General features: G+C 72.0%; 18 protein-coding genes. 6 read left to right on the forward strand and 12 right to left on the reverse strand.

Going from position 1 to position 25,690, the window contains the following annotated elements:
* Positions 1–24: 24 nt before the first annotated feature.
* Complete coding sequence (locus ACZOOI_RS23545; protein WP_465277677.1) at positions 25–2,736, forward strand: hypothetical protein; 2,712 nt, start codon at positions 25–27, stop codon at positions 2,734–2,736.
* A gap of 101 nt (positions 2,737–2,837) precedes the next feature.
* Here the strand turns inward: ACZOOI_RS23545 and ACZOOI_RS23550 are convergent, their stop codons facing one another.
* Both ACZOOI_RS23550 and ACZOOI_RS23555 read right to left on the reverse strand, forming a co-directional pair.
* Positions 2,838–3,509 (reverse strand): O-methyltransferase, encoded by a 672-nt coding sequence (locus ACZOOI_RS23550; RefSeq protein WP_465277678.1) that lies wholly within the window; start codon positions 3,507–3,509, stop codon positions 2,838–2,840.
* Between the two features lie 3 nt (positions 3,510–3,512).
* Complete coding sequence (locus ACZOOI_RS23555) at positions 3,513–4,394, reverse strand: arylamine N-acetyltransferase family protein (protein ID WP_465277679.1); 882 nt, start codon at positions 4,392–4,394, stop codon at positions 3,513–3,515.
* A 169-nt stretch (positions 4,395–4,563) separates the two neighbouring features.
* Between ACZOOI_RS23555 and ACZOOI_RS23560 the strand changes: the two genes are divergently transcribed.
* A complete protein-coding gene (locus ACZOOI_RS23560; RefSeq protein WP_465277680.1) occupies positions 4,564–4,989 on the forward strand; it encodes an ankyrin repeat domain-containing protein in 426 nt (141 codons plus the stop codon).
* Positions 4,990–5,066: 77 nt separating this feature from the next.
* Entirely contained in the window at positions 5,067–5,732 is a 666-nt protein-coding gene (locus ACZOOI_RS23565; protein WP_391587046.1) for a hypothetical protein, read from the forward strand.
* Positions 5,733–5,739: 7 nt separating this feature from the next.
* On the opposite strand, the gene ACZOOI_RS23570 is transcribed toward ACZOOI_RS23565, so the two are convergent.
* The 3 genes from ACZOOI_RS23570 to ACZOOI_RS23580 form a co-directional block, all read right to left on the reverse strand.
* Positions 5,740–7,107 carry a M16 family metallopeptidase gene (locus ACZOOI_RS23570; protein ID WP_465277681.1) on the reverse strand — a complete coding sequence of 456 codons (1,368 nt, stop codon included), beginning with the start codon at positions 7,105–7,107 and terminating at the stop codon, positions 5,740–5,742.
* The gene (locus ACZOOI_RS23575; protein ID WP_465277682.1) at positions 7,104–8,441 is read right to left on the reverse strand and encodes a M16 family metallopeptidase; all 1,338 of its coding nucleotides are present in this window, start codon (positions 8,439–8,441) and stop codon (positions 7,104–7,106) included. Before ACZOOI_RS23575 ends, ACZOOI_RS23570 begins: the two co-directional genes overlap by 4 nt.
* Before the next feature lie 182 nt (positions 8,442–8,623).
* Positions 8,624–9,052: a type II toxin-antitoxin system Rv0910 family toxin gene (locus ACZOOI_RS23580; RefSeq protein WP_465277683.1), complete on the reverse strand. Its 429-nt coding sequence runs from the start codon at positions 9,050–9,052 to the stop codon at positions 8,624–8,626.
* Between the two features lie 161 nt (positions 9,053–9,213).
* Here ACZOOI_RS23580 and recD2 point away from each other — a divergent pair, with 161 nt between their 5' ends.
* Positions 9,214–11,469 carry an SF1B family DNA helicase RecD2 gene (gene recD2, locus ACZOOI_RS23585; protein ID WP_465277684.1) on the forward strand — a complete coding sequence of 752 codons (2,256 nt, stop codon included), beginning with the start codon at positions 9,214–9,216 and terminating at the stop codon, positions 11,467–11,469.
* Positions 11,470–11,624: 155 nt separating this feature from the next.
* On the opposite strand, the gene pssA is transcribed toward recD2, so the two are convergent.
* The 4 genes from pssA to ACZOOI_RS23605 form a co-directional block, all read right to left on the reverse strand.
* A complete protein-coding gene (gene pssA, locus ACZOOI_RS23590) occupies positions 11,625–12,473 on the reverse strand; it encodes a CDP-diacylglycerol--serine O-phosphatidyltransferase (RefSeq protein WP_465277685.1) in 849 nt (282 codons plus the stop codon).
* Positions 12,460–13,125, reverse strand: a complete 666-nt coding sequence (locus ACZOOI_RS23595) for a phosphatidylserine decarboxylase (RefSeq protein ID WP_391587052.1) — start codon at positions 13,123–13,125, stop codon at positions 12,460–12,462. Before ACZOOI_RS23595 ends, pssA begins: the two co-directional genes overlap by 14 nt.
* Positions 13,126–13,520: 395 nt before the next feature.
* Positions 13,521–15,221: an N-acyl-D-amino-acid deacylase family protein gene (locus ACZOOI_RS23600; RefSeq protein ID WP_465277686.1), complete on the reverse strand. Its 1,701-nt coding sequence runs from the start codon at positions 15,219–15,221 to the stop codon at positions 13,521–13,523.
* Positions 15,222–15,515: 294 nt separating this feature from the next.
* Positions 15,516–16,403, reverse strand: coding sequence for an NAD(P)-dependent oxidoreductase (locus ACZOOI_RS23605; protein ID WP_465277687.1), 888 nt, complete (start codon positions 16,401–16,403; stop codon positions 15,516–15,518).
* A gap of 256 nt (positions 16,404–16,659) precedes the next feature.
* Here ACZOOI_RS23605 and ACZOOI_RS23610 point away from each other — a divergent pair, with 256 nt between their 5' ends.
* On the forward strand, positions 16,660–17,151 hold the full coding sequence (locus ACZOOI_RS23610) for a hypothetical protein (RefSeq protein ID WP_465277688.1): 492 nt from the start codon (positions 16,660–16,662) through the stop codon (positions 17,149–17,151).
* 201 nt (positions 17,152–17,352) lie between these two features.
* Positions 17,353–18,462 (forward strand): hypothetical protein, encoded by a 1,110-nt coding sequence (locus tag ACZOOI_RS23615; protein ID WP_465277689.1) that lies wholly within the window; start codon positions 17,353–17,355, stop codon positions 18,460–18,462.
* Positions 18,463–18,587: 125 nt separating this feature from the next.
* On the opposite strand, the gene ACZOOI_RS23620 is transcribed toward ACZOOI_RS23615, so the two are convergent.
* The 3 genes from ACZOOI_RS23620 to ACZOOI_RS23630 form a co-directional block, all read right to left on the reverse strand.
* Positions 18,588–20,492, reverse strand: a complete 1,905-nt coding sequence (locus ACZOOI_RS23620) for an FGLLP motif-containing membrane protein (protein ID WP_465277690.1) — start codon at positions 20,490–20,492, stop codon at positions 18,588–18,590.
* Between the two features lie 97 nt (positions 20,493–20,589).
* Entirely contained in the window at positions 20,590–21,852 is a 1,263-nt protein-coding gene (locus ACZOOI_RS23625; protein ID WP_465277691.1) for a phytanoyl-CoA dioxygenase family protein, read from the reverse strand.
* A 113-nt stretch (positions 21,853–21,965) separates the two neighbouring features.
* Entirely contained in the window at positions 21,966–25,466 is a 3,501-nt protein-coding gene (locus ACZOOI_RS23630) for an ATP-binding protein (RefSeq protein ID WP_465277692.1), read from the reverse strand.
* Between the last annotated feature and the right edge of the window lie 224 nt (positions 25,467–25,690).

A 25,690-nucleotide genomic window follows, 5' to 3' on the forward strand; every position in this document is an offset into this window, starting at 1 on the left:
CCGCTCACGTGGGCACAGGTGCGCGTGGCACTGCTCGAACAGGATCGGGCGGGCGAGGACCCGGCGCCGATCGTCGCCCTGTTCGCCGGACGCACCGAGGCCGAGCGCCGCAAGCTGCTGCCGGACTACAAGGAGGCGGTCCGCTCGTTCCGGGAGACCTCGCACGGCATGCGCCCGCTGCGCTACGTCGGCGTCGCCTGCCTGGGCGGACCTGCCGGGATCGCCCAGTGGCTCTCCCGCGAGGACATGAGCTGGACCACCACCGACCCCGGCGCCGAACGGGCCGTGCACACGCTGCTCGCCGAACGCAACCCGGCCTGGATACCGGACATCGTGCAGCGGCTCGCCGCGAAGATGCCCGTGGACACGTGGGGCAACCACTGGGACGTGGTGGACGCCCTGGTGCGCGGCAGCGGTCTGCCCACGCCGACCACGACCGGCTTCGTGGTCCGCTGGGTGGCGAAGGTGGGACAGGAGAGCGTCGGGCGCACCCTCACCGAACGCCTGCGCGAGGACCCCTACTTCACCGACCTGCTGCCCGCGCTGTTCGAGGCTCCCGGCGTCGGTGCACACCTGGAGAACCACGAGTCCTGGAAGCAGGCCGGGCAGCCCGGCTGGGGCGCCGCGCTGGCCGAACTCGCCGACGCGAAGGTGATCGAGCGGGACGCCGTCCTGGACGGCTGTCTCTCCCGCCTGCTGCGCGGCGAACGCCCGAATGCGCTGCGCGCGTTCGTCCGCGTGCACGATGCGATGGCGCCCACCGACGACGAACTCGCCGCCCGCGTGGACTCCTACCTGCGGCTGCTCCCGGACGCACCGTCACCGGTGGCCGGGACCGCCCAGGAGGTGCTGCGCCGGCTGGACGCCGCAGGCCGGCTGGACCCGGAACGCCTCGCCGAGGCGAGCCGGTCGGTGCTGTTCCGCAGCGAGAAGAAGCTGGTCCGCAACCAACTCACCTGGCTCGGCCAGGCGATCAAGCGTCACCCGGAGCACGCGGGCACCCTGCTCGCCTGTGCCTGCACCGCGTTCGGATCGGCCGCGGTCGACCTCCAGGAGCGCGCACTCACCCTGATCGCCAAGCAGGTCGGCAGGTTGGCCCCGGACCAGGCCGCCCTGGTGTTCGACGAGGTGCGCGAACAACTGCCGCTGCTGGCCGAGGCATTGCGCCAGGAGGCGGCGGCCCTGATCGGCGAGAGCGTGGCCGCCGAGCCGGATTCGGCACCGCCGCTCGCGCCGCCGCCGGTGCGCGAGCTGCCACCGCCGATCGGCTCGCTCGACGAACTGGTCGAGGAACTCGCGGTGTTGTTCGCCGGCACCCCGAACCCGTGGGTGAGCACGCGTGGCCGGGCCACCGATCCGCTCGCGGTGGAGCGGATCGTCTCCGCGATGCTGCGGGAACACGCCCGCGACCGCGAGGCGTTGCACACCGCGCTGCTGCCGCTCACCGAACGGCACGCACACATCATCGAGCAGCAGTGGTTCATCCACCAGGTGCAGGGCGCGATCGGGGCGATGGTGGCCGCGGCCACCGGCTACGGTGGCTCCCGATCGGGCTGGTTCCGCAGCCTGTTCGGCAAGGGCACCGAGTCCTCCGACCACCAACTGATCCCCGGCGCCAAGGTCGACGTCGAGCGACTCGAACCCACCCAACGCTTCCTGCTCGCGCGCCTGTACGAGGTGGGCACCCGGCTGCGTCTGCCACGCAGCGGCCCGCACCTGGCCGAAATCGCCGACGCGACCGGTTTCGTGGACCCCCAGGCCCTCGTGGCGGGCCTGGAACAGTGGGAAGCCTCCGGATACACCCCGTGGCGTCGGGACGTCGACCAGGCGCTGCTGCGGCTGCCCGCCGACGTCGATCCCGCCGTGGTCGCCCGGGCCGGCCTGCTCGGCTCGCCCGCCGGTCTGCGGGTGGCCGCGGTACTGGCCGCCGGCGGACCGCCGGCCGCGGTCGTCGGGCGGCGGCGCTGCGACCGGATCCACCGCGAGTTCTCCTACGGCGACCGGGGCTGGGTGTACTTCGACGGCCCGCTGGCCTCGGTTGCCCCCGGCGATCGTGAGCTGCTGCCCGAGAGCGCGCTGATCCTGTACGACCTGGCCGACCCGGGGGCCGCCGCGCGCGGCGGCGGACGGTCCGAGAACATCGAGCCGGACCTGCACTGCTGGCCGCTGGTGTTGCCCCGGGACCGGGACGCGCTCGCCGCGCACGTGGCGATCCGTACCCAGCACGGGATCGACGGGATCTGCCGAGGCGCGGAGATCCTGCCCGCCCTGGCCGAGTCGCACGGCCCGCTCGGACCGGGCATGTCGCTCGCGCTGGCCTACGCGCTCGGCGCGCAGACGGCCGAGGATCGCGCCGCCGCGGTGGACGCGATGGTGACCCTGGCGGCGCGGGGCGAGGTGTGGGACACCGCGGCGCTGGGCCGCGACATCGGCGAGGCGGTGCGTACCCGGGGCCTGAAGACCACCCGGGTCGTCACCTCGTTGCAGGAGGCGGCCCGGGCGGGCGCGGGGCGGGCGGTGTGGGGCGTGCTGAGCGGCTTCCTGCCCGATCTGCTCGCCGGTACGAAGCAGACCGGCCTCGCGGACGCCCTGGCGGTGGCCGCGGAGACCGCCGCGAGCGGCGGCGGGCGGGCCGGGTCGATCCCGGGGCTGGACGCGCTGGCCGACCGGAAGGGGAGTTCACGGGCGGTCGGCGAGGCGAAGCGGTTGCGCCGGATCCTGGCCGATCGCGGCTGAACCGGCGGTGTGCGCACGGCACACGCGCACCGGACGGGCCGCAGACGCCGGACGGGTCGAAGGGACCGGACGGGCCGGCGACGGCCCGTCCGGCCCTCGGATCACAGCTCGTTCAGGTCCTTCACCCGGGCCAGGGTGATCCCGTCCGCGACCGGAAGCATCACCGGCTCGACCCTCGGGTCGGCCTTGACGTGTGCGTTGAACGCGGCCACCGCCTCCGGCGTCGGGTCGCCGCTCGGCTTGAGGACCAGGCCGCCGTAGAGCACGTTGTCGACGATCAGCAGTCCGTTCGGGCGCATCCGGGGGACCAGCGCCTCCCAGTAGGAGATGTAGCCGTCCTTGTTCGCGTCCAGGAACGCCAGGTCGATGTGCGGGTGCGAGGGCAGCGCGTCCAGCGTCTCCAGGGCCGGGGCGATCCGCAGGTCGATCCGGTCGTCCACGCCCGCCTCGCGCCACGCCTCGCGGGCGATCGCGGTCCACTCCTCGGACACGTCGCAACACAGCAGCCGGCCGCCCTCGGCCAGGCCCTTGGCGATGCACAGTGCCGAATAGCCGGTGAACGTGCCGACCTCGACCGCGACCTTCGGCCGGATCACGCCCGCCAGCAGGGTCAACAGCGCGCCCTGCTCGGCCGGTACCTGCAAGCCGGCGAACCGGCCCATCTCCCGGGTGCGTTCGATCACCCCGCGCTGGACCTCGTCCGGCGCGAGCGAGTGGTCCAGGATGTAGTCGTACAGCTCGGCGGTGACCTGCACCTGCTTGTCGAAGGACATGGCTCAGCTCTCCTCGGTTCGCGCGGCGGATTCGGGGCGTCGGGGCCCTTCGCCGCGCGCGGATGGCTCGGACGGCGCCGACGGCGCGGGGAAGGCGGTGTCCCAGGGCAGCAGCAACCCGAAGTCGCGGACCAGGAGCCGCAGCACCTCGTGATCGTTCGCCAACTCGCGTTCCTCCCGGGACCCGTCGCTGTGCACCACGGTCAGCCGCCGGCCGTCGATGTACGCACGCCGATGGAGACCGCTGCACTGGACCCGCAGCGTATTGCGGAACGGCGAGCGCGGGTGCGTCGCGATGTACCAGTTGGCCAGTTCGAAGTCGACCAACTCCCGGCGCTCCAGGGTGAACGCGTACACGGTGAACCAGCCGTCCTCGCCGTACACGGTCTGCAGCAGCCACAGGTCCTGCTCGCGCACCAGCCGGTAGCGCCAGGCCCCCTGCGGACTGGCCACGCCCGGCAGCAGCGGCAGCGGCTCCAACAGACCGCCGCTGCCGAAGCCGACGTCGGCGATATAGGGGTGCGCCTCGCCGGGCACCTCGACCGAGAGCAGCATGTGGGTCATCGGGCGGATCTCGTCCGAGCCCATCCGCACCCGGGCGGCCAGCCGGGTGACGCCGAAGCCCAACTCCTCCAGCACGCGGGCGAAGAGCAGGTTGTGTTCGAAGCAGTAACCGCCCCGGCCCTGACGGACCAGCTTGTCCTCCAGGTCGGCCGGCTCCAGCGAGGGCACCCCGCCCAGGAGGACCTCGACGTTCTCGAACGGGATGCCGACCACGTGCGCCAAGTGCAGCGAACGCAGTGTCGCCCAGGTGGGAGCCCGCTCGCCCGACCAGCCGGTGCGGGCGAAGTAGGCGTCGAGGTCGAGGTGGTGCGGATGGCGCACGAGCCGTCTCCTTGGGATCCGGGGGCCACGATCGCACCGATTCTCACACGCGCGCCTCGGTCGGCGGCGCCGTTGCCGCGGCGCGCCACCCGATAGGTTCGGATCCGGTCGGGCCCGGTGTCGGCTCGACCGCCACACCCGTACGTCGTCGTGTTCTCGGAGGTCGACCATGAGCGAGCAGCAGCCGGAGCAGCAGCCGGAACACCGGTCCGAACCGGACGAGCAGGCGATCCAGGAGCTGGCCGGGCGACTGTTCGAGGCCGCGCGCACCGGTGACGCCGAGACCCTCGGCCGCTACGTGGACGCGGGCCTGCCGGTGAACCTGGCCAACGACCGGGGCGACACCCTGCTGATGCTCGCCGCCTACCACGGACACGCCGACGCGGTCCGCGCGTTGCTCACCCGCGGCGCGGACCCGGACCGGGCCAACGACCGCGGGCAGACCCCGCTGGCGGGCGCCGTGTTCAAGAGCGAGCGCGAAGTGGTCGCGGCGCTCGTGGGCGCGGGCGCCGATCCCGACGCGGGCACGCCGAGCGCCCGTGAGGCGGCCCGGATGTTCGGCAAAGAGGACATGCTTTCCCCGACCGGTGGGTAACAAGGCTACGACCCTCCGTCAGTGCCCGCCTGCGCCAGGGACAGCCAAGCGTGAGGGACCCGGGGGAGGCGCAAACAATGTCCGACCAACCCGCGATACCGCGTCTGGACCTGGACGGTTTTCCCACCGGCGCGGGTCTGCTGCACCTGCGGTCGGATCTGCCCGAGGCGCTCGACGGCACCTTTTCCCCGTGGTGTGACCGGCACCACGACGACCTGTTGCGGATGCCCGGTTTCCGGCGGGCCCGCCGCTTCGTGCTGTGCGGGGCGTTCGGCAACGGTGAGGCCGAGGCCGGGCCGCCGGCGGCGCGCTACCTGACCGTGTACGACCTCAAGCACGTCGGGGTGCTCGCCGCCGCCGGCGAGCTGCACGACACCGCCGGCACGCGGCTGCCGCCCGAACTGATGGGCGCGGTCACCTCCTCGCGGCTGGACTGCCGGGAGATCCGCCGCTGGCCCAACGTGTCGGCGAGTCGGCTCTTCCCGGCGGGCGACAAGCTGCTGCACCTGACCGCGCACGGCTCGGGCGCGGCGATGGGACGCTGGCTGCACGAGGAGGCGGTCGCCGAACTGCTGCGCTCACCCGGGGCGGTGGGCCTGCGCTGGTTCGACGCGGGCGAGGGACTGCATGTGGTCCTGTGCGAGGTGAGCGGCCCGATGTGGCCGCTCCCCCCGCATGTGCCACAGGACTTGGGACCGGCGGTGTGGAGCGGATACCGGCAGGTCTACGTGGCGGGTGAGTGAAGGAGGGTCAGAGCTCGGACAGCACCACCTCGAAGCCTGCCGCGCGCAGGTCGGGCACGATGCGGGACGCGTCGCCCTCCACGATCACGGCGAGTTCGTCCGGGCGCAGGTGCGTGTGTGCGGCGCGGTCGACCGATTCCGGGTCGGTGGCCAGGATCTCCGCGTATTCGGCGGTGACGTGGTCGTCCGGCAGGCCGTGCACGATCGCCTCGACCAGTCGGCCGCCGATGCCTCCGGGGGTTTGCAGGTTGATCGGCATGCTGCCGAGCGAGTGGGCGCGCGTGGCGGCGAGTTCGTCGGGCGTGACGCCGTCGGCGTGCATCCGGCGGATCTCGCCGATCGTGTCCACGACCGCGGCGGCGGTCACCTCGGTGTGCACGGACGCGGAGACGGTGAACGAGCCGGAGCGGCGGCCGTGGCCGAAGCTCGCGTGTGCGCCGTAGGTGTAGCCCTTGACCTCGCGCAACAGGTGGTTGAGCCGGGAGCCGAAGGCGCCGCCGAGCACGTCGGCGAACAGCTCGATGGGGATCAGGTCCGGGGTCGAGCGCGGCGGCGCGGTGTGGCCGATCCGCAGCACCGACTGCACGGCGCCGGGGCGGTCCACCACGATCGCGCGCCCGGTCGAGGGGGTGTCGGCGGTTCCGGTGAGCTCGGCCCGCGTCGCGGTGCCCGTCGCGCCCGCGAAGACGGTCCGGCCCAGCGCGGCGAGGTCGATCGTGTCCAGGTCGCCGACCACCGCCAGGGTGCCGGGCGCGGTCATCCGCTCCGCGTGGAAGCCGCGGATCGCGTCGGCGTTCAGCGCGACCGCCGTGTCGGGGGTGCCGCCGAGGAGTCCGCCGAGCCGGCTGTCCGGGCCGAACAGGGCCCGCCGGAAGGCGAGTCCGGCGCGGGTGCCGGGCTGGGCCCAGGAGGTCTTCAGCGAGCGCACGTGGTCGGCGAGGAAGCGCTCGACGTCGCCGTCGGCGAAGGCCGGCCGACGGACCGCCTCGGCGACCAGGTCCAGGCCCGCGCCGAGTCGATCGGCGGGCAGGTCGAGCCCGACCTCCTGGGTCTCCCACCCGCAGGCCAGCCGCCAGTTCGCCCCCAGCGCCTCGATGGCCAGGCCGAAGGCGTCCGCGTCGCGGTCCAGGCTGCCCTCGTCGAGCAGCGAGCAGGTGATCCGGGCCAGGCCGTCCAGGCCGACCGGCTCGTGCAGCGCGCCGCTTTCCATCACCAACTTGATCCAGGCCAGGCTGCGTCCGGGCACGTGTGCGCCGATCACCTCGCCGCCGTCCACCGTGACCCGGCGGACCTCGGGGAAGCGGTACGGGCGCGGCGCCGCGCCGACCGGTCGCTCGGCGACCAGGGTGTGGCGGGTCGCGATGTGCTCGCTCATGCGGCGGCCTCCGGCTCGGTGGTCTCGATGTCGGCGCCGGCCTCGGCGGCTTGCGGGCGGAACTCCAGCACGATCCGGTTGTCCGGGTGCAGCAGGTCGCGGGCGACCCGGTGCACGTCCTCGGCGGTGACCGCGAGCAACTCGTCGAGGTGGCCGCGGATCGACTCCGCGTCGCCGAAGCGGGTGGTGAATCGGCCGATCGCGTCGGCCCGGCCGGCGGCGGTCGCCACCTCGCGCAGCCATTCGCCGGACAACACCGCCCGCACCCGGTCGAGTTCGGCCTCGGTCACCCCCTCGCGCGCGACCTCGTCGCAGACCCCGACGTAGGCGTCGAGCAGTTCGTCCGGTTCGACGCCCTCGCTGGGTGCGCACGAGCCCATCAGGACCGATTCGAAGTGCAGGTGGTTCCAGGCGGACAGGAACGCGCCGGAGGCCTGGGCCAGATTGCGTGCGGTGACCAACTCCCGGTACAGCCGGCTGCCCCGACCTCGGCCGACGGCGGTCGCCAACACGCTCGCGGCGGCCGCGTCCGGGGTGCCGAAGCGCGGCGCGCGGTGGCACAGGAACAGGCGCGGCGCGGGCACGTCCCGGTACACCGTCACATGCCGGCCGGCCCCGAAGCGCGGCGGCAGCGGCGCGGGGGTGGGCTGCGGGAAGGAACCGCGCGGGGCGATGCCGCCGAAGTACTTCTCGGCCAGCGCCACCACCTGCTCGGGCTGCACGTCGCCGACCACGGTGAGCACCGCGTTGTCCGGCGCGTAGTAGGTCTCGTGGAACGCGGTGAAGTCGGCGAGTTCGGCGCCGTCCAGTTCGGCCATCGAGCCGATCGTGGAGGTGGCGTAGGGGTGGCCCTCGGGGTAGGCGAGGGCCATCATCTCCTCGCTCCAGGTCCCGTAGGGCACGTTGTCGTAGCGCTGCCGGCGCTCGTTCTTGACCACCTCGCGCTGGTTGTCCAGGGTCTCCCGGGTCAGCGCGAGCGAGCCCATCCGGTCGGCCTCCAGCCACAGCGCGAGGTTCAGCTGTCCGGAGGGCACCGTCTGGTAGTAGTTGGTCCGGTCCGGGCTGGTCGAGGCGTTGATGCCGTCGCCGCCGCACCCCTCGATCGCGGCGAAGTGGCCGCCCTTTTCCACGTGCGCGGAGCCCTCGAACATCAGGTGCTCGAAGAGGTGGGCGAAGCCGTGCTTGCCCTCGACCTCGTGCCGTGATCCCACGTCGTACCAGAGGTTGACCGCGGCGAGCGGCACCGTGGCGTCGGGGCAGACCACCACACGCAGACCGTTGTCGAGCCTGGTCCGGTGCAGGGCCCACGGGAAGTGGGCGGAAGTTGACGGCACGTCAGGTCCCTCCGAGGGGTCGCGGCGCTCGACGATGGATCGCCATTGTTCCAGGCGCGCGCGACGGGTGGGCGGACCCGGTACGCACGACGACCACCCGCCCGGGCGGGTACACCGGGTGGATGGTCGTCGTGGGGGTGTCGCCGGGTGGGCGGCGACGGGTGTGCGGGTGACCGGGCGGGCTACTTGACGAGCGCGGCGAACTTGGCCAGCGACTCGATCAGCGCCTCCTGGGTGGCCTTGGTGACCTTGCCGGCCATCATCTGCACCGCGCCGCCCTTGACCTCGGACTCGATCCGCAGCACCGAACCCTCGCCCGCGGCCTCGACGATGAAGACCTCGGTCATGATGACGCCCATCGGGCCCTTGCCGTCGAGCGCCAGCGACTTGCCCGCCTCGACGTCCTTGATCGTCCACTTGATGTCCGCCGGGAAGCCCATGAGCTTCATCTTCTCGTCGTAGGTCACGCCGGCCTCGAGCTTCTCCGGCGCGCCGCCCGGGAACTCGACGTGCGGGACCATCCACTCGCCGAAGACGCTGTAGTCGGTCAGCTTGGCCCACACGGCCTCGGGGGCGGCAGCGATCTCGACCTGCTCGTTGATGACGGGCATGCGTGTGTCCTCACGGTTTTTGAGCTGCGGTGAACCTGCGGCTCGGAGCATGGAGTCCCCGGAACGTACCGCCGATATGTGACACAGTCAATGGTGTCGACGAGCAGAAAGAGAACGTGTTCTAGTTCTGCTGTCACCGCGGTTGGCTAGTCTCGGGCGGCATGACAGGCACGCTGCCGGGGATGCCGCCCGGCGCCGAAACGGGGGGCGGGACAGGCGCCGTTCTCGAAGCCGTCCTGGAGCGCATCACCTACCAGAACGACGAGAACGGCTGGACCGTCGCCCGCGTGGACACCGGCCGACACGGCACCGAACTGCTCACCGTGGTCGGCGCGCTGCTGGGTGCCCAACCCGGCGAGTCGATCCGGATGCGCGGTCGCTGGGGCAGCCACCCGCAGTTCGGCAAACAGTTCCAGGTCGAGTCGTTCAGCACCGTGCTGCCGGCCACCGTGCAGGGCATCCGGCGCTACCTCGGCTCGGGACTGATCAAGGGCATCGGCCCCAAGACCGCCGACCGGATCGTCGAGCACTTCGGGGTGCGCTCGCTGGACGTGATCGACGAGGACGCCACCCAACTCATCCAGGTCCCGGGCCTGGGCCCCAAGCGCACCAAGCTGATCGCCGCCGCGTGGGAGGAACAGAAGGCGATCAAGGAGGTGATGGTCTTCCTCCAGGGCATCGGCATCTCCACGTCGCCGGCGGTGCGCATCTTCAAGGAGTACGGCGACGCGTCGATCACCGTGGTGCGCACCGAGCCGTACCGGCTGGCCGCCGACGTGTGGGGGATCGGCTTCAAGACCGCCGACGCGATCGCCAAGGCCGTGGGGATACCGCACGACGCGCCGCAGCGGATCAAGGCGGGCCTGCAGTACACGCTGTCCGAGGGCACCGACAGCGGCCACTGCTACCTGCCCGCGGACGTCCTGGTCGCCGAGGCGGTCAAGATCCTGGACGTGCCCTCCGTGGACGTGGTGCGCTGCCTGAACGAGTTGGTCGGCGAGGAGGGGGTGGTGTGCGAGGAACTGCCCGGACCGGTCACCGTATCCGGCACCCAGGGCGATCCCGTCCAGGCCGTCTACCTGGTGCCCTTCCACCGCGCCGAACTCTCCCTCGCCGGCCGGGTGCGCACCCTGCTGGGCGCCCGCGAGGACCGACTGGCCGCGTTCGCCGACCTGGACTGGACCCGGGCCCTGGACTGGCTGCGCGCCCGCACCGGCACCGCGCTGGCCCCCGAACAGGAACAGGCCGTACGACTGGCGCTGACCGCCAAGGTCGCCGTGCTCACCGGCGGCCCCGGCTGCGGCAAGAGCTTCACCGTGCGCTCCGTGGTGGAACTCGCCCGCGCACGCGGGGCGAAGGTGATCCTGGCCGCGCCCACCGGCCGGGCGGCCAAGCGGCTGGCCGAGCTGACCGGATGCGAGGCGGCCACCGTGCACCGGCTGCTCCAGCTCCAGCCCGGCGGCAACGCGGCCTACGACCAGGACCGGCCGCTGGACGCGGACCTGGTCGTCGTCGACGAGGCATCGATGCTCGACCTGCTGCTGGCCAACAAGCTGATCAAGGCGATACCCGCCGGCGCACACGTGCTGTTCGTCGGCGACGTGGACCAGCTGCCCAGCGTGGGCGCCGGCGAGGTGCTGCGCGACCTGCTCGCGGCCGAGCGGGTGCCCCGGGTACGGCTGACCCAGATCTTCCGTCAGGCGCAGCAGTCCGGCGTGGTCACCAACGCACACCGGATCAACGCGGGCCGTCCGCCGATCACCGACGGCCTGGCCGACTTCTTCCTCTTCCCCGCCGAGGAGACCGAGGACGCGGCCACGCTCACCGTCGACGTGGTCGCCCGCCGCATCCCGCGCAAGTTCGGCCTGGACCCGCGCCGCGACATCCAGGTGCTGGCCCCGATGCACCGCGGCCCGGCCGGCGCCGGCGCGCTCAACCTGCTGCTCCAACAGGCGCTCACGCCCGGCCGCGAGGGTCTGCCGGAGAAGCGCTTCGGCGGGCGCACCTTCCGGGTCGGCGACAAGGTCACCCAGATCCGCAACAACTACGACAAGGGCGCGAACGGCGTCTTCAACGGCACCGGCGGTGTGGTGATCGCGCTGTCTCCCGAGGACCAGAAGCTGGTCGTGCGCACCGAGGAGGACGAGGAGGTCGACTACGACTTCGCCGAACTCGACGAGCTCTCGCACGCGTACGCGGTCACCATCCACCGCTCGCAGGGCAGCGAGTATCCGGCGGTGGTGGTCCCGGTCACCATGGGTGCCTGGATGATGCTCCAGCGCAATCTGCTCTACACGGCGATCACGCGCGCGAAGCGCCTGGTGGTGCTGGTCGGCTCGCGGCGTGCGCTGGGCCAGGCGGTGCGCACCGCCTCGACGGGCAAGCGCTTCACCGGACTGGCGCACCGGATGCGGTAGGGCGCGCCCGGGGCCGCTGTGGCCCCGGGAGGGCCCGCTGGGGCCCGCCGCGCCCCGGGGAGGGCATGCTCGGCGCCCGCCCGCCTCGCGCGGACGACGCGAAACGCCGCCACCCGGTGGGTGACGGCGTTTCGGTGACGCGGGGTGTGCCTCGGCTAGCGGATCATCCGCAGGCCGATGCGCTCGACGCCCTTGCGGGCCATCGCCATCGCGGGCACGAGCAGCGCCAGGGTGACCTGGGTCGTGGCGCCCATGTTGAGCATCCACTCGCTGCCCGGTGCGTCGGCGGCCCAGGCGATCAGGCAGCTCATGCTCAGGCCGATCCCGGCCATCACCACAATCGCCATGTTGCCCTGCGGCTTCGGGTATTCGATCCGGCTCACCATCAGTCCGGACACGGCCACGATCAGCACCGCCGCGGGTGTGAACGGCAGGTCGAGCAGCACGATCGAGACGACCGTCATCGCGGCCATCGGGATCGGCATGCCCTGGAACACCCCCGGGCGTCCCGGCGTGGTCGCGAATCTGGCCAGCCGCAACACGCCGCCGATCAGCACCGACAGCGCCACCAGGACGGCGGCGGGCGCCTGCCCGGTGTTCATCGGTACCGCCGCCCAGGTGACCACGAAGAACGCCGGTGCGACGCCGAAGGTGATCACGTCCGCGAGGTTGTCCAGCTGCGCGCCCAGCGAGGACATCCGCAGCTTGCGCGCCACCATGCCGTCACACAGGTCGCACAGCGCGCCGACCAGCATCAGCACCACCGCCGCGGCCAGGCTGCGCTCGGCCGAGACGCCCACGTCGCCACCGCGCGCGGCCATGACCGAACAGGCGAGGAAGTAGATCGCCATGAAGCCACTCGCCGCGTTGCCCAGCGTGAGCACGTCGGCGACCGAGATCCGCGCGGACAGGCACGCCTGCGGATCGTCCTCGACCGGGGTGCCCAGAATGTTCAGTTCGGAGGCGTCCAGGTCGGTCGTATCGTCGTAATCAGTCCCGGTCAAGACGTGTCTCTCCCGCCGTCGTCCGTTGTCCCACGGTCACCGCGGGCTCGATGCCCGGCGGCAGATACACGTCCACGCGCGAACCGAACCGGATCAGCCCGATCCGGTCGCCACAGGCGACCTCGGTACCCGGCTCCAGATACGGCACGATGCGCCGCGCCACGGTGCCGGCGATCTGCACGAGCTCCACATCGCCGATCGCGGTGTCGAAGATCCACACAACGCGTTCGTTGTGCTCGCTTTCCTTGTTGAATGCCGGGACGAAACCGCCGGCCTTGTGCTCCACGGACTTCACGACGCCGTCGAGCGGCGCACGGTTCACGTGCACGTTCAACGGGCTCATGAAGGTCGCGATCCGGGTGCGGCCGTCGGGCCAGGCGTCGATGCTCTGGACCACGCCATCGGCCGAGGCGATCACGCCGTCGGCGGGGATGGTGCGCTCCGGGTCACGGAAGAACCACAACATGCCACCGGTCAGCGCCAGCGTCGGCACGGCCGCGAAGGCCCAGCGCCGGTTGCGCAGTGCGGCCAAGCCGGTCAACGCGCCGGTCACAGCCGTCGGCACGAGCCAGGGAGAAGCTCCCTTGGCCAGGCGCGGCTGTTGCCTCGGCGCGAACCCCGCCGAAGCCGGCGAGGGGGAATCGTCACTCATCGAGAACCTTTGTCGGGGGGCGTGCCCGTCGGTAACGGGCGGCACTCGGCGGATGCTACCTAGACGGAGGGCCATCGCGCTTCCGGCGGTGATCACTCACGGCGAACCGGTCCTGCTCGAACCGGCGTAATTCGGACGCTGTTCGAGTCTATTTCAGCCGTGGACCCGGTTGCCCGTATCCACAAGGTTGCCCTCCGCGCATGCCTGCTGTGAAGAGGCCGCAGGTCCCGCTCCCCGTACGCGGTCCGTGGCATCGATCACGTTGGCCGTAGCGTCCCTTCGACTCGCGTCCCTTGACGGTGCCTATGGTGGATCGTCACAAAAATGTGACACGGCGGCAGGTCGGTCGACCCACCGCCGTACCCCAAGGGTAAACGCGCTTATGTGACGTTCCGTCAGTTCTGCAACGAAACAAGCCCCACCATCGTGCCCGGCCGCTCCCCGGTGGGCTCGGTGTCCAGCACCGTGGGCACGCCGCGCACGATGGTGGCCCGGACGCCGGCCGGGCCGCGGGTGAAGCGCCACGAGCCGTCGGGGTTGTCGTACCGCTTCTCCTCGGGCCGCACCTCGATCTCGTCGAGGGCGAACACCACCAGGTCGCCCGCCCGGCCCGGGGCGATCACGCCCCGGTCGTTCAGACCGAAGAAGCCGGCGAGCTTGCCGGTCAGGTTGTGCACGGCCTCCTCGACCGTCATCAGGCCGGTGTCGCGCACGTAGCGGGTGAGCAGGTAGACGTTCTCGCCCGAGCCGCAGAACAGCTGCAGGTGCGCGCCCGAGTCGTTGATGTTGGTCAGCGTGTGCGGCTCGTTGAACAGGCCGGCCACGACCGGCTCGTCGAACTCGTCCGGGATGCCGCGCAGGCAGGACAGGATGCCGTTGTTGCCGATCCAGGTGGCCAGTGCGTCGGAGATGTGCAGTCCCTCCCGGTCCGCGTACTCCTTGAGCGAGATGTCCAGTGGGCCGTGGCCGGTCTCGGAGATCGCGAAGATCAGCGACTCGGGGCGATCCAGTCGAGATGTCGACGACGAGACCCGGTTGTCCCAGTCCTCGCGGGCCTGCGCCCGCCACTGCGGATCGGCGAGCGTGGCGAGCTTGGTCTCGGCCGGACCGTTGATCCAGTGGTTCCAGGCGGCCACCCGCTGGAAGGTGAGCGCGCGCTCGAAGTTGAAGAACGGCTCCAGCGGCTTATGCGGGACATTGGGCCAGAAGTCCACGCCGTCGGCACGCAGCCGTCGATGCAGTGCGATCGTCTGTTCGCGCAGGTGGTCCTCCCGCACGGTGGACGGAATCGCGGTCCACTGGGCGCGGATCCCGCGCGGCTTGCAGATTCGGGCGAATCGCTCCACATCGGCGTCGATGCTCTCCGGCTCGTTGAACCTGGTGATCATCTGGAGCGTCGCGCCGGGGTGCCGGGCGAGCACGTCGGCGAGCGCCTCGAACTCGGCGTCCTCGGCCAGCCGGGTCGGCACCGGCTTGAGGTAGCGATCCTTGTCGAACACATTGGTCGACAAACCGATTGCTCCATGAGTCAACGATTCGTCGAGCAGTGCGGCCATCTCCGCGATCTCCTCGGGTGTCGCCGCGCGGGACCAGGACGCCTCGGCGCCCATCACCGTGGTGCGCAGGGTCAGGTGCCCGACAAAGCCGGCCACGTTGACCGAGACGGCCTGACCCTTGACCGCGTTGCTGTACTCGGGCCAGCGCTCCCACGTCCACGGCACCTTGTCCTGGAAGGCGGACAGCGGGAGGTCCTCCAGGAAGCAGAACAGGTCGAGCACGGGTCCGCGTGCGCTCTCCTGGAGCGGCGCCACCGACATGCCGCAGTTGCCGAAGACGACCGTGGTGGTGCCGTAGGCGGGCAGCGGGTCCAGGTCCGGGTTCCACCACATGGCACCGTCAACGTGGGTGTGCGCCTCGATGAAGCCGGGTGCGACGTAGGCGCCGGCGGCCTCGACGACCCGCTCGTCGCCGCCGCTCGGGGCCAGGTCGGGCCCGACCTCGACGATCACGCCGTCCTTGACGCGCACGTCGGCTCGGATCGGGGCCGCCCCCGTTCCGTCCACGACGGTTCCTCCGCGTACCAGCAGATCGGCCATGGGCTGTTCTCCCTATTACTTGTGCCGGATCGCGGGTGCCGACGTGGGCGGCTTCGATCCGACGGCGAGTCTCGGGGCCGGGTGCGCTCCTCGGGATTTACGTTACGTGTTGTAACTTAACCTGGTGAACTATTCAAGGGGCGTGGTGCGTTGGACTTCGGCCCGGATGTGGTGAGGCCCGATTCCGCCGCGTGGTTGGGTGCGGGGGATCGGGCCGGAGTGGGGTCGAGTCGAGTCGAGTCGGGGCGGGGGGCGCGGGTCGGGGATTGGGGCGGGAGCCGTGCGGGCTTCGGGTCAGGGTGCGTCGGCCGGGCGGCGGATGCTCTCGAAGATCCGGGCGAAGCTGTCCTTGCCGTGGCCGGCCGCCACCTGACGGTCGATCAGGGCCTGTATGGCGGCGATCACGTCGGTGCCGACACCCTGCTCTCGGCTCGCCTCGGCGATGGTGTCGAGGGCCGCCTTGTTGAAGTCCAGGCTCTGTACCTCGGCGGCGTAGTCGCCGCTGTCGAAGTACTCCGCGTGCCTGGGCAGGCCCGTGGTCATCGCGCTGATCCAGGGCCCGGCCATGGCCACGAACTCGGCCGTCGGCAACCCCTCTGAGGCCACCATCGCGGCGCCGTGCGCGACGCCGGCGAACATCGCGTACATCGACCCGAGCAGCGCCAGGTCGTACAGCGCGGCGCGCCCCGCGTCGCTGCCGAAAAAGCGTGCGCCGCCGAGCAGTTCGAGCAGCGGACGATGTGTGTCGAAGGCCGCCGTCGAGCCGCTGTAGAGCAGTGAGGCGACCGGCAGACCGATCATCTGCGGGATGGCCATGATCGCGCCGGCAAGGTACTCGATGCCGTGCTCGGCGGCCCAGGCGGCGGCCTCCCGGGCCTGCTTCGGAGTCATCGTGGTCACGTTGATCACCAGGCGGCTGGCCAGCGAGTCGGCCAGGGGGGTCAGCGTGGCGCGTACCGACGCGTCGTCGAGCAGGCACACCACGATCACGGGCGACGCCTCGATCGCGGCGGTCGCGGTGGGGGCGAGCGCGAGGCCCTTGGCGACCAGGGATTCGGCGCGGCCGGCGGTGCGGTTCCAGACGGTGGTGGGGTGGCCGCCCCGGTGGATCGCGTCGGCGATCGCGCGGCCCATCGCACCGAGGCCGAGGACGCTCACGGGGGTCGGGTGCTGCTCGCTCACGGGGGTTCTCCAAGCGTCGGTGGGGTGGGGGAGGCGGCGGCGTCCGCCACCGGCACCATGCTTGATCGACACTCTCCCTCCCACAAGTACCTACTAATTTGTCAGGTACTGACATAGAGGTAAGCATCCAGCTCATCGGCCGTATCGGCGGCCCGGCGGCCGAGCGGGGCGTTTAACCGGCCGGCGCGTGGACATTCGTGCCTTTCGTATGCGGGCACCCCTTTTGCCCCGTGGCCCCAGGCGAGGAGCAACGACCATGGCGAGCAAGTACGGCCGTACCGTCGGCGCGCTGTCGATCGCCGCCGCTCTGGCCCTGACCTCGGCGGCCTGCGGCGACGACAACGACGGCAGCGGTGCCGACGACTCGGCGCCCACCTCGATCGCATCCGCGCTGGAGTCGGCCGGATCGGAGGCGAAGGACGCGTTGTCCTCGGCGAGCGCGGCGGCGGCTTCGAAACTGGCCGAGATCAAGGGCGGCCTCGACGCGACAGCCGACGTCTCGGTCGGCCCGATCCGCACCGAGGGCGATCGCACCACCGCCGAGGTCACCGTCGAGAACAAGACCACCAAGACCGCCGACTACACCATCGCGGTCGAGTTCCGCGACGCCGGCGGCAAGCTGCTGGACGCGATCGTGCTGAACATCGACAACGTCGAGACCGGCAAGCAGGCCAAGGGCACCGCGAAGAGCAACCGAAAGCTGACCGACGCGACCAAGGCCGAAATCGGCCACGCGATCCGCCACTGAGGCGGGTCGGAGCGGGTCGGCCCGACCCTCTGCGCGGGTGGGGTGGCGTCGGCGGGGCCGTGGCGTCGGGGTGGGGGGATCGCCTGTCGGCGGGTGGTGTGCGGCGATGATTCGGGGGATCTCCCCACGTCCCGGGAGCCGGAATCCGCATTTCGCCCGGGCGCCTTTCGCCGTCCATCCGCGCCCGGCACAATCGCCGCCATGGCGATCATCGAAACCCGTAGGAGTTCCGCCGGCACGCGGTTCAAGGCCGCCGCGGGTGGACTTCTCGGCGGGGGCGTGATCGGCGTCGCGGTGGCCGCCTTCGTGGTCGGGGGCATTCTCGAACGCCCGCTCGTGGTCGCGATCGGCGTCGGGCTCTTCGTACTCGACGTCGTCGTCGTGAGCGTCGCGGGACGCATCCATCGCGCGCGCAACCCGCGCAGCCCGGCCCTGCCCGCACTGGCCGTGATCGAGAGCCGCCGGGCCATCGGCGGCGAATCCGCCAACGTGCCGGTCGAGTTCGTACTGACCGTCGCGCCGGACGAGCGGCCCGCGTACCGGGTCGAGACGAGCCAGGACATCAACCTGGTGGACATCCCCGACTACCGGCCGCGCGGCGTGATCGTGGTCGAGTACCGCCGCGACGAGCCGTGGGACGTCAAGATCCTCACCTCGCCGCCCGGCGAGTGGGCCCGTCGAGCGGTGACCGAATCGGTGGATTCCGCCCCGGAGTCCGCCCTCGTGGCGGGCCCTAAGGAGGCGGAAGGCGCGTTCTGCCTGCTCGCCACCGCGGGCCTGCTGCTCGGCGCCGCGGCCGTGGTCCTGTTCTTCCGCGCGGACCTGTTCGACAAGGACGACCGCCCCACCACGACGTCCTCCTCGTCCTCGACGACGACCACCAGCAGCCACTCGTCCTCGTCCTCGTCCACGACCTCGACGGTCACCGGGACGGCGACCTCGCAATCGATGCTCGACAACGGCGAGATGCGACGCGCCGCCGGTTCGCTGATCACCGGGATGCACACGGGCATCGCCGGCGAATTCAGCATCGACGCACACGTGATGGCGGTCCGCGGCATCCGGGGCACCCCGCCGCAACCCGGTGCGGTGATCGACCTGAACGCCCTGCCCTACGAACGCCTCCCCGCCCTGGTCCGCGAGGCACAGACCGAACTGGGCATCACCGACCCCACCTCGTGGCGGATCACCTTCGACCCCAACGCCGCGACCGGCACGCTCACCATCCGGGTCACCGTCACGGACGCCGCCGGCAAGGCATCCCTCGAAGCCGACGCCCAGGGCAAGATCACCAAACGCAACCCCCGCTGAGGTCCCTCCGGGCCGCCACGTCGGGATGGGTTCGGCCAGGACAGTCGCACCAGGCGGGCGCGGTGTCGTAGGGCCGGGGGCTCGGCTCGTGCGCCCACGCCGGATCGAACCCGACCGAGCCGCCCCTACCTGTCGCCCGCGAATCCAGAACCCGTCGGCGGCCCCGGCGGGTACGACGGTGGTGCCGGGATCGGCGGTGTGTTCGGCGGTGCCGGGATCGGGAGGTGTGCGGGTCCCGGTGGGGCCGGGATCGGTGGTAGCGGCGGCGGTGGGGACACCGGGGCCGGCGTCGGGCCGTAGCTGAACCAGGCCCAGAAGGCGAAGCCGCCGAGGGAGGCCAGGCCGAACACCACCAGGGTTGCGATCAGGCCGCCCGGGCCGGAGGCGTCGCCGCCGGGGTTGAGCACCAGGACGTGCACGAAGCACAACACCACGATCGTGTAGACCGCCATCCACACGACCGGGTTCCAGGCGCGCAGTCGTCCGCCGTCCGTTCCGCGCAGCGGGATCAGGCCGAACACCAGGGTTTCCACGCCCAGGACGAACACCGTGGCCGCGATCGCGTCCAGCAGCACCCATCCCGTCCCGGCGTCGGCCGCGCTCGCCCGGTCGTGCACGAGTTCCAGGCCGCCCCAGGCGAGCAGGCTGACCACCAGGCAGCTCAGTGTGCCCGCCAACACGGCCTGGCCGTCCTGGTTGCGGCCCACCCGCCGTTCGCGCAGCGCGACGAAGCCCGCGACCAAGCCGAAGACCAGGCCGGGGACGAAGCCGGCCAGGCGCGAGATCGCCGTGCACACGACCGCCAGGCCCAGTGCGGCCGGGACGGTGCGGAACGTGGCCGGCACCCGGGTGACCCGACGGGTGAGCCGTTCCGTCGGCCACTGGTAGGCGACCAGGATCACCGGGATGGCGATCAGGAACGCGACCGCCAGCAGCCCGCTGCGCACCGACCACCCGGCGCCCGGATCCACGCCGGTCGACAACACGGCGGTGATCAGCACGTACCCGCTGACATGCCACGGGCTCGAACCCGCCGGCCAGGACAGCGGACCCGGCCCGGCGCCCGCCGGGCGGTTCGTGCGCCGGCGCCACCACGCGGCGATCCGGTCGCGGTGGTGCTCCCAGGTCTTGTTGACCAGTTCGGTCGGCAGGCCGACGAGCAGCACCAGGAGCACGCCGAGCAGGCCGGTGCGCCCGATCGCGCCCGGGTCGGTGGGGATGTCCGAGGGCAGCGGGACCGCGTCGGTGACCGCGGATCGGTCGCCCAGGTCGGAGGATTCGGCCGGCTCCGGGGTGCCCTTGGGCGGGAACACCGACAGCGGCCGGGTCGCGAGCGGGGTGCCGCCGCAGGACACCGCGAGTTCGTACGAGCCGACGTCGAGACCCGCGGGCAGCGTGTATTCGATCCGGGACTTGGCCGTGCTCGGCCGCAGCGGTCGCGGCGGGGTGGCCACCGAACGCACCTCGACCGGGTGCGACCCGACCCGCAGCACCGGATCGGCACACGTACGGGAGAGCGTGACCAGGAACATCGTGCCCGGATCGCCCTGCCGCACCACCGGCGGCATGGCCAACCCCGCGTCGGCGGCCGCACGTTCGGTGGACACCTCGATGGTGCCCGAGCCGATCTCGACGCCGCGCTCGGTGCCGTCCGTGCTCTGACACACCGCGTTCACCCGATGCGTGCCGTTCGGGAAGCCCGCCCGCGCGTCCTGCCAGAACCCGGCCGCCCACCGGTCGCCGGACGTCTCCGCGATCACCGACCAGAAGTTCGGGTCGTCCCCGACGGCAACGCCCACCTGGACCCGCCAACCACGCCTGGTGCACTCGCGTGCGCCGGCGCCGTAGACGTTCACCGGCGCATCGGCCCGCGCCACGGCCGGGACGGTCACCACCGGCTGCGCGCCGGCATCCGCCCTGACCGAGTCACGCATCGGGGCCACACCGCCGGACCCGTCGGCGGCCACCGCGACACCGCCGACGAGCAGCCCGGCAAGGACCGATAACACGACCACCAAGATTCGCCGCATCCACGCCTCCCCGTGAGGCCGGATACGTTACCGACCCGGAGCCGCGCACCGCCCCGCGCCGCACCCGGGCCCGATTACCCGCCGCTCCGCGCCCCGCTCACATCCGCGACATGGTCAGCAGATCGCCGTTCCCGTAGCCCGGGATCACCTGCTCGTACGTCTCGTACGGGTTCGTCACGTCGAAGATGCGCGGATTGTCGAACTGCACGTACAGCGTGCGGCGGCGGGCCGGGCCGGTCGCCGCGGGTCCCGCATGCAGGCCGCAGCCCATGTGTACGGTCACATCGCCGGGTTCGGTGGTGATCCCGACCACCGGCAACTCCGCCCACTGGGCCGGCGTGTACCGCTCGTGCGCGACCGTGCCCCACGAGCCGGCCAGCGCGTAGAGCTGGGAACTGTCCTGGCTCACCGCGTCCAGCCGGATGCCCACGTGCACGCGCGGACACGTGATCGGACAACCGCCGAGCGCACAGTCCTTGTGCCAGGGCAGGTCCGGAACGGACAGCGGTTCGGGCGTGGTGCCGAACTCCTTGAGCACGGCGATCTGTCCGGAGTCGCGGTCGGTCACCGCGACCACGTCCTGCCCGGCCAGGCCGCACAACATGCGTACGGTCGGGTCGTCGGCCAGCGCGGCGATCCGCGGCGAGCGCATGCCCAGATAGGTCAACCGGTAGGGTGCGCGCAGCCCGCCGGGCCCGTCCGCCCACAACGATCCCCGGTCGCCCTCGCGGCACAGACCCCGGATCCGGTCCACCTCTCCCGCCAACTCCTCGACCCGGTCCGCGTCGAAGACCTGACGCACCACCAGGTAGCCGGTGGCCCGCAGGAAATGCGCCATCTCGTCGGGGTCGTCGTGGGTGGTGAAGTCCCGGTGCAGGTCGATCGGCCGATCCGCGAGGTCGCGCAGGTCCAGTGCCTCGGGGTGGTAGATCGGCGTGCCGGAGTACATGCAGCGGATCGCCGGCTCCCACACGTCCCAGTCGTCGAACCCGCCGCGCACGAACCGCACCGCGTGCGACTCGACCAGCCCCCGGCTGGTGCGCAGTTCGTAGAGGTAGTCCTGCCACGCGCCGGATTCGAGCTCGACCACCAGTTCGGCGTCCGCGCTCACCCCGGGCACGATCCGCACCTCGCCGCGGTCCTCGACATAGCTGTACGCCTGTCCGTTGGGCATGCACAGCGCGATCGGGGCCTTGCCGGCCACGTCCCAGGCGACCCGTTCGCCCAGTCCGCCCTCCAGGCGGCGCGGCAACTCCACCCGATGGAACGATTCGAAGCACACCACCGGCCAACCCAACACACTGAACGTGCCACGTTCGGCGTCGTGTGCCACCGCCGATCCGGCGCCCGCAATCCCCATGTGCCCCGTCCTCCCCGTTCCGCACCCGATACACCGACCGGGTCGTCACCAACGGTAGGCAAACAGCGTCAGAACAGCGTCAGAGCAGCGCGAAAGCGCAAGGTGACAGCCAGTCAGCGGAGCGAGGAGACGCCGGTGTCCAGCGGTTCGCCGAGCAGACGCACAGCGTCCCCGAGCGTGCGCTCGGCGTGTCCGGGCAACCCCAACTCGACGCACCGGGCGTACGCGGCCTCGAACTGCGTGCGCGCCGCGGCCCCGTCGCCGACGAGCGCGGCCAACCCGCCGAGCACCCGGCGCACCGGGCCGAGCGAGGAGCCGGTCCAGTCCAGGTGCTCAGCGTACGGGGTCAGCGCCTCGCTCACGAGCAGACCGCGTTCCACATCGCCCAGTTCGATCGCGACCTCGCCCAGCCGCATCAGCGAACCGGTCCACAGCAGGTCCATCGGGATGCCCGCGAAGCCCGGCACGCACAACGTGTGGAACTCCTCGCGCGCCGCCTTGGGATCCGTCGACGCGGACGCCGCCCAGCACGCCTGGATCCGCCACCAGGACACGTCCCGCGACCAGTCCGCGGCCACCGCGGCCCGGCGCGCCATCATGCCCAACCGGCCCTGCTCCCAGCGCACCGCCAGGATCTGCGCGAGGTTGAACGAGCGCACCGCCTCGCGCGGCAGCCCCGATCGGCGGGCCAACCGCAGCGCGTCGGCCAGGACGTCGGCCGCCCGTGCGGTTCGCCCGCGCAGCAGTTCCAGGCCGCAGCGGTAGATCAACACCTCCCAGGTGAACCACGGATGCCGCAGCCGCCGGGCCACCCGCTGCGCCTGGGCGTACTCGCGCTCGGCGGCCGGGATCGCGCCGCGCACGACCAGGTCGTAGGCCTGGTTCAAGTGGCTGCGGAACAACGATTCCTGATCACCGGTCAGCCCGGAGAGCACGGTCAACTCGCTGCTCATCCGCAGCCGTTCGTCGACCAGATCCGGGCCGGACGCGGCCAGGTGGTGCGCCTCCAGGCCCTGTGCCAGCGCATCGTGCGAGCCCGATTCGCGGGCCGTGTCCAGCGCTTCGTAGAGCATGGTCAGCCGTGCCTCGCGGTCGTGCCCGAAGGTGAGCGCCACCGCGAGCGCGGCCAGCAGCAGCGAACGCAGGGCGACGTCCGCGGGCAGGCCGGACGCGATCGGCAGCGCCGCCAGCGCCTCGCGCAGCAACGCGACCAACTCCAGGTCCACGCCCACCTGGTAGACCTGCCCCAGGCGCACCATGGCGAGCGCGACCCGGCCCAACCGGCGCGGGTCGGACAACGCCCGGGCCTCCTCGGCGGCCCGGCGCAGCACCTCCCGGCAGCGCCGATCGCCGCACCGGTCCAGCGCGGCGCCGCGCGAGAGCAGCAGGTCGCAGCGGGTCTCCGGGGCCGGATCGCTCACCATCGGCAGCACCTCCAGGGCCTGCCGGTAGTGTTCGGCGGCCACCTCGAACGCGCCGCCGTCGCGCGCCTCGTCGCCCGCCCGCCAGGCGTAGTCCAGGGCGCGGCGGGCCTCGCCGAACCGGCAGGCCAGCCGGAAGTGGTGGGCCAGTTCGGGCAGGTGCGCGTCCCGGTCGCCGCGCGCCTCCAGGGCCAGGCCGACCTTGCGGTGCAGTTGCAGCCGGCGGGCGGTGGGCAACTCCTGGTAGAGCGTGGAGCGGACCAGGGCGTGGACGAAGGTGAAGCGGCCCGGGCGGTCGGTCTCCTCGGCCCGCACCACGTGTGCGCGTTCGGCGTCGTCGAGGGCGTCCACGACGGTGTCGAAGCCGCCCGGATGCACCGCGGCGACCAGGTCGATGTCGAACGCCGGGCCGACCACGGCGGCCACCGTGAGCGCCTCCAGGGTGGACTGCGGCAGGCCCAGCAGCCGCTGGCGGAGCACGTTGCGCACCCGGCGCGGGACGTCCGCAGGCACGCTCTTGCCCAGTGCCGACCAGTCGCTGACGTCCGCCCACTGGCGCAGCAGTTCGGTCGCCAGCAACGGGTTGCCGTCGCTGAGTTCGCGCAGGACGTGCGCCCGGACGCCCTCCGCGCGCGGCGGCAGCGGGCCGGCCAGTACGTGCGCGAGTTCGACCAGGGCTGCCACGTCCAGGCCGCCGAGCGGCACGTGCAGCGGATGCAGGTCGCGGTAGAGGTCGGCGATCAGCCTGGTCATCGGGTGGACCGGGCCGAGCCCGGTGTCGCGGTAGGCGATCACCAGCACCGCGCGGGTGCCGACCAGGGCCCGGGCCACATGGCGCAGCATCAGCATGGTCGAGGTCGAGGACCAGTGCACGTCGTCGAGCAGCAGGACCAGGTCGCCCCGGCCGGCCGCGTGCCGGAACACCCCGGCCACCGCCTCGAACAGCCGGTAGCGCTCGGTGTTCGAGTCGGGCGGCCCCTGAGGCTGGGTCAGGCCGGCCGGCGCCAGGGGCAGTTCGGGCAGCAGCCGGTGCAACTCCCCGCCCAGGTCGCCGACGCGCTCGCGCAACTCGTCGGCCGCGACGTCGGCGAGGTGCGCGCGCAGCATCGTCACGAAGGGTTGGAACGGCGCCGCCACGCCCTCGTCGCTGCGGCCGGTCAGCACCAGTGCGTCGCGGCCGGCGCGGGTGGCGAATTCACTCAGCAGGAAGGACTTGCCGATGCCGGCGTCGCCGCTGACCAGCACCACGCGCGAACCGACGTCGGCCCCGGTGGATTCCTCCAGCAGGCGCAGTTCGGCGGAGCGGCCGACGATCGGCCCCGGGGCACCGTGCGGGAACACGTCGTGCGCCGAGCGGGTGGGCGCCGGGGCGGGCGGGGCGTCCCCGCCGGGCGTGGGCGAGGCGAACCGCGCGGCGGGTGCGGGCACCGGCAGCGGTTGCGGCGCGGCGTCGCCGAGCAGGCGCAGGAAGGCCGACTCGGTCTCGGGGGACGGTCCCACACCCAACTCGGTGGCCAACAGGCGCCGACATCGCTCGTACGCACGCAGCGCCGCCGCCCGGTCGCCGCCGGCCGCGTGTGCGGTCATCAGCAGGCGGTGGCTGCTCTCCCGGAACGGATCCAGATCGACGAGTTGGCCCGCGCGGGTCACCGCCGCGTCGGCCCGGCCCAGGTGCAATTCGGTGGTCACCGACACGGCGAGCGCGCGCAGCCGGGCCGAGCGCCAGCGGGTGCGCCGCTCGTTGACCCAGTCGCCGTCCTGGCCGGGCAGAAACGGCAGGGCGAGGATCTCGTGCGCGTCGTGGGCCCGGGAACGGGCCTGGGCGAAGGCGCCGTGCACCGCGAGTGCCTCGGCCTCGATCAGCGCGCTCTCGGCCGCCTCCACGTCGACCTCGGTGCCCTCGGGCAGGGACAACACGTAGCAGCCGGCCCGGTGGCGCAGCACCGACGAGGCGTCGTACCCGGCGTGGCCCAGGAAGCCGCGCACCCGGCTGAGCACGCCGCGCAGCGCACCCTCCCAGGACTTGGGCGCCTGCTCGGGCCACAGCAGGGCGGCCAGTTCCTCGCGCGGCACCGGATGCCGGCGCCCCAGCGCCAGCGCGGCGAACACGAGTTGGGCCTGCGGGCCGCCCAGGAGATCCTCCGCGGCGCGCCCCGCGGGGCCGTCTACGCAGACATGGCCGAGAACACGCACCCGGACCACCATGTGACGGACCCCCCTCCTGCTGTCGTCTTCGCGACAACCGATTCCCCGGCGCCGGTCCGGGAGCGGTTCGAAGGACCCCGCGCGCCACATGGTACGAACCGAACGGTGCACCCGGCGGCCAATTGCGCCGGCCCCATGTCACAACCCGGCCAATCACTTGATCCGTACTCGGGTTTCCCCGAGGCTGTCGGCCGCACGGCACCGTCGGGTGA

Source organism: Embleya sp. L77 (genome assembly GCF_055557415.1).

Bases quoted from the DNA above. Each gene is read 5' to 3' on its own strand.
- ACZOOI_RS23550 (WP_465277678.1), bottom strand. From the start codon at position 3,509: ATGTCCTTCGACAAGCAGGTGCAGGTCACCGCCGAGCTGTACGACTAC.
- ACZOOI_RS23560 (WP_465277680.1), top strand. From the start codon at position 4,564: ATGAGCGAGCAGCAGCCGGAGCAGCAGCCGGAACACCGGTCCGAACCG.
- ACZOOI_RS23565 (WP_391587046.1), top strand. From the start codon at position 5,067: ATGTCCGACCAACCCGCGATACCGCGTCTGGACCTGGACGGTTTTCCC.
- ACZOOI_RS23570 (WP_465277681.1), bottom strand. From the start codon at position 7,107: ATGAGCGAGCACATCGCGACCCGCCACACCCTGGTCGCCGAGCGACCG.
- ACZOOI_RS23580 (WP_465277683.1), bottom strand. From the start codon at position 9,052: ATGCCCGTCATCAACGAGCAGGTCGAGATCGCTGCCGCCCCCGAGGCC.
- recD2 (WP_465277684.1), top strand. From the start codon at position 9,214: ATGACAGGCACGCTGCCGGGGATGCCGCCCGGCGCCGAAACGGGGGGC.
- ACZOOI_RS23595 (WP_391587052.1), bottom strand. From the start codon at position 13,125: ATGAGTGACGATTCCCCCTCGCCGGCTTCGGCGGGGTTCGCGCCGAGG.
- ACZOOI_RS23600 (WP_465277686.1), bottom strand. From the start codon at position 15,221: ATGGCCGATCTGCTGGTACGCGGAGGAACCGTCGTGGACGGAACGGGG.
- ACZOOI_RS23610 (WP_465277688.1), top strand. From the start codon at position 16,660: ATGGCGAGCAAGTACGGCCGTACCGTCGGCGCGCTGTCGATCGCCGCC.
- ACZOOI_RS23615 (WP_465277689.1), top strand. From the start codon at position 17,353: ATGGCGATCATCGAAACCCGTAGGAGTTCCGCCGGCACGCGGTTCAAG.
- ACZOOI_RS23620 (WP_465277690.1), bottom strand. From the start codon at position 20,492: ATGCGGCGAATCTTGGTGGTCGTGTTATCGGTCCTTGCCGGGCTGCTC.
- ACZOOI_RS23625 (WP_465277691.1), bottom strand. From the start codon at position 21,852: ATGGGGATTGCGGGCGCCGGATCGGCGGTGGCACACGACGCCGAACGT.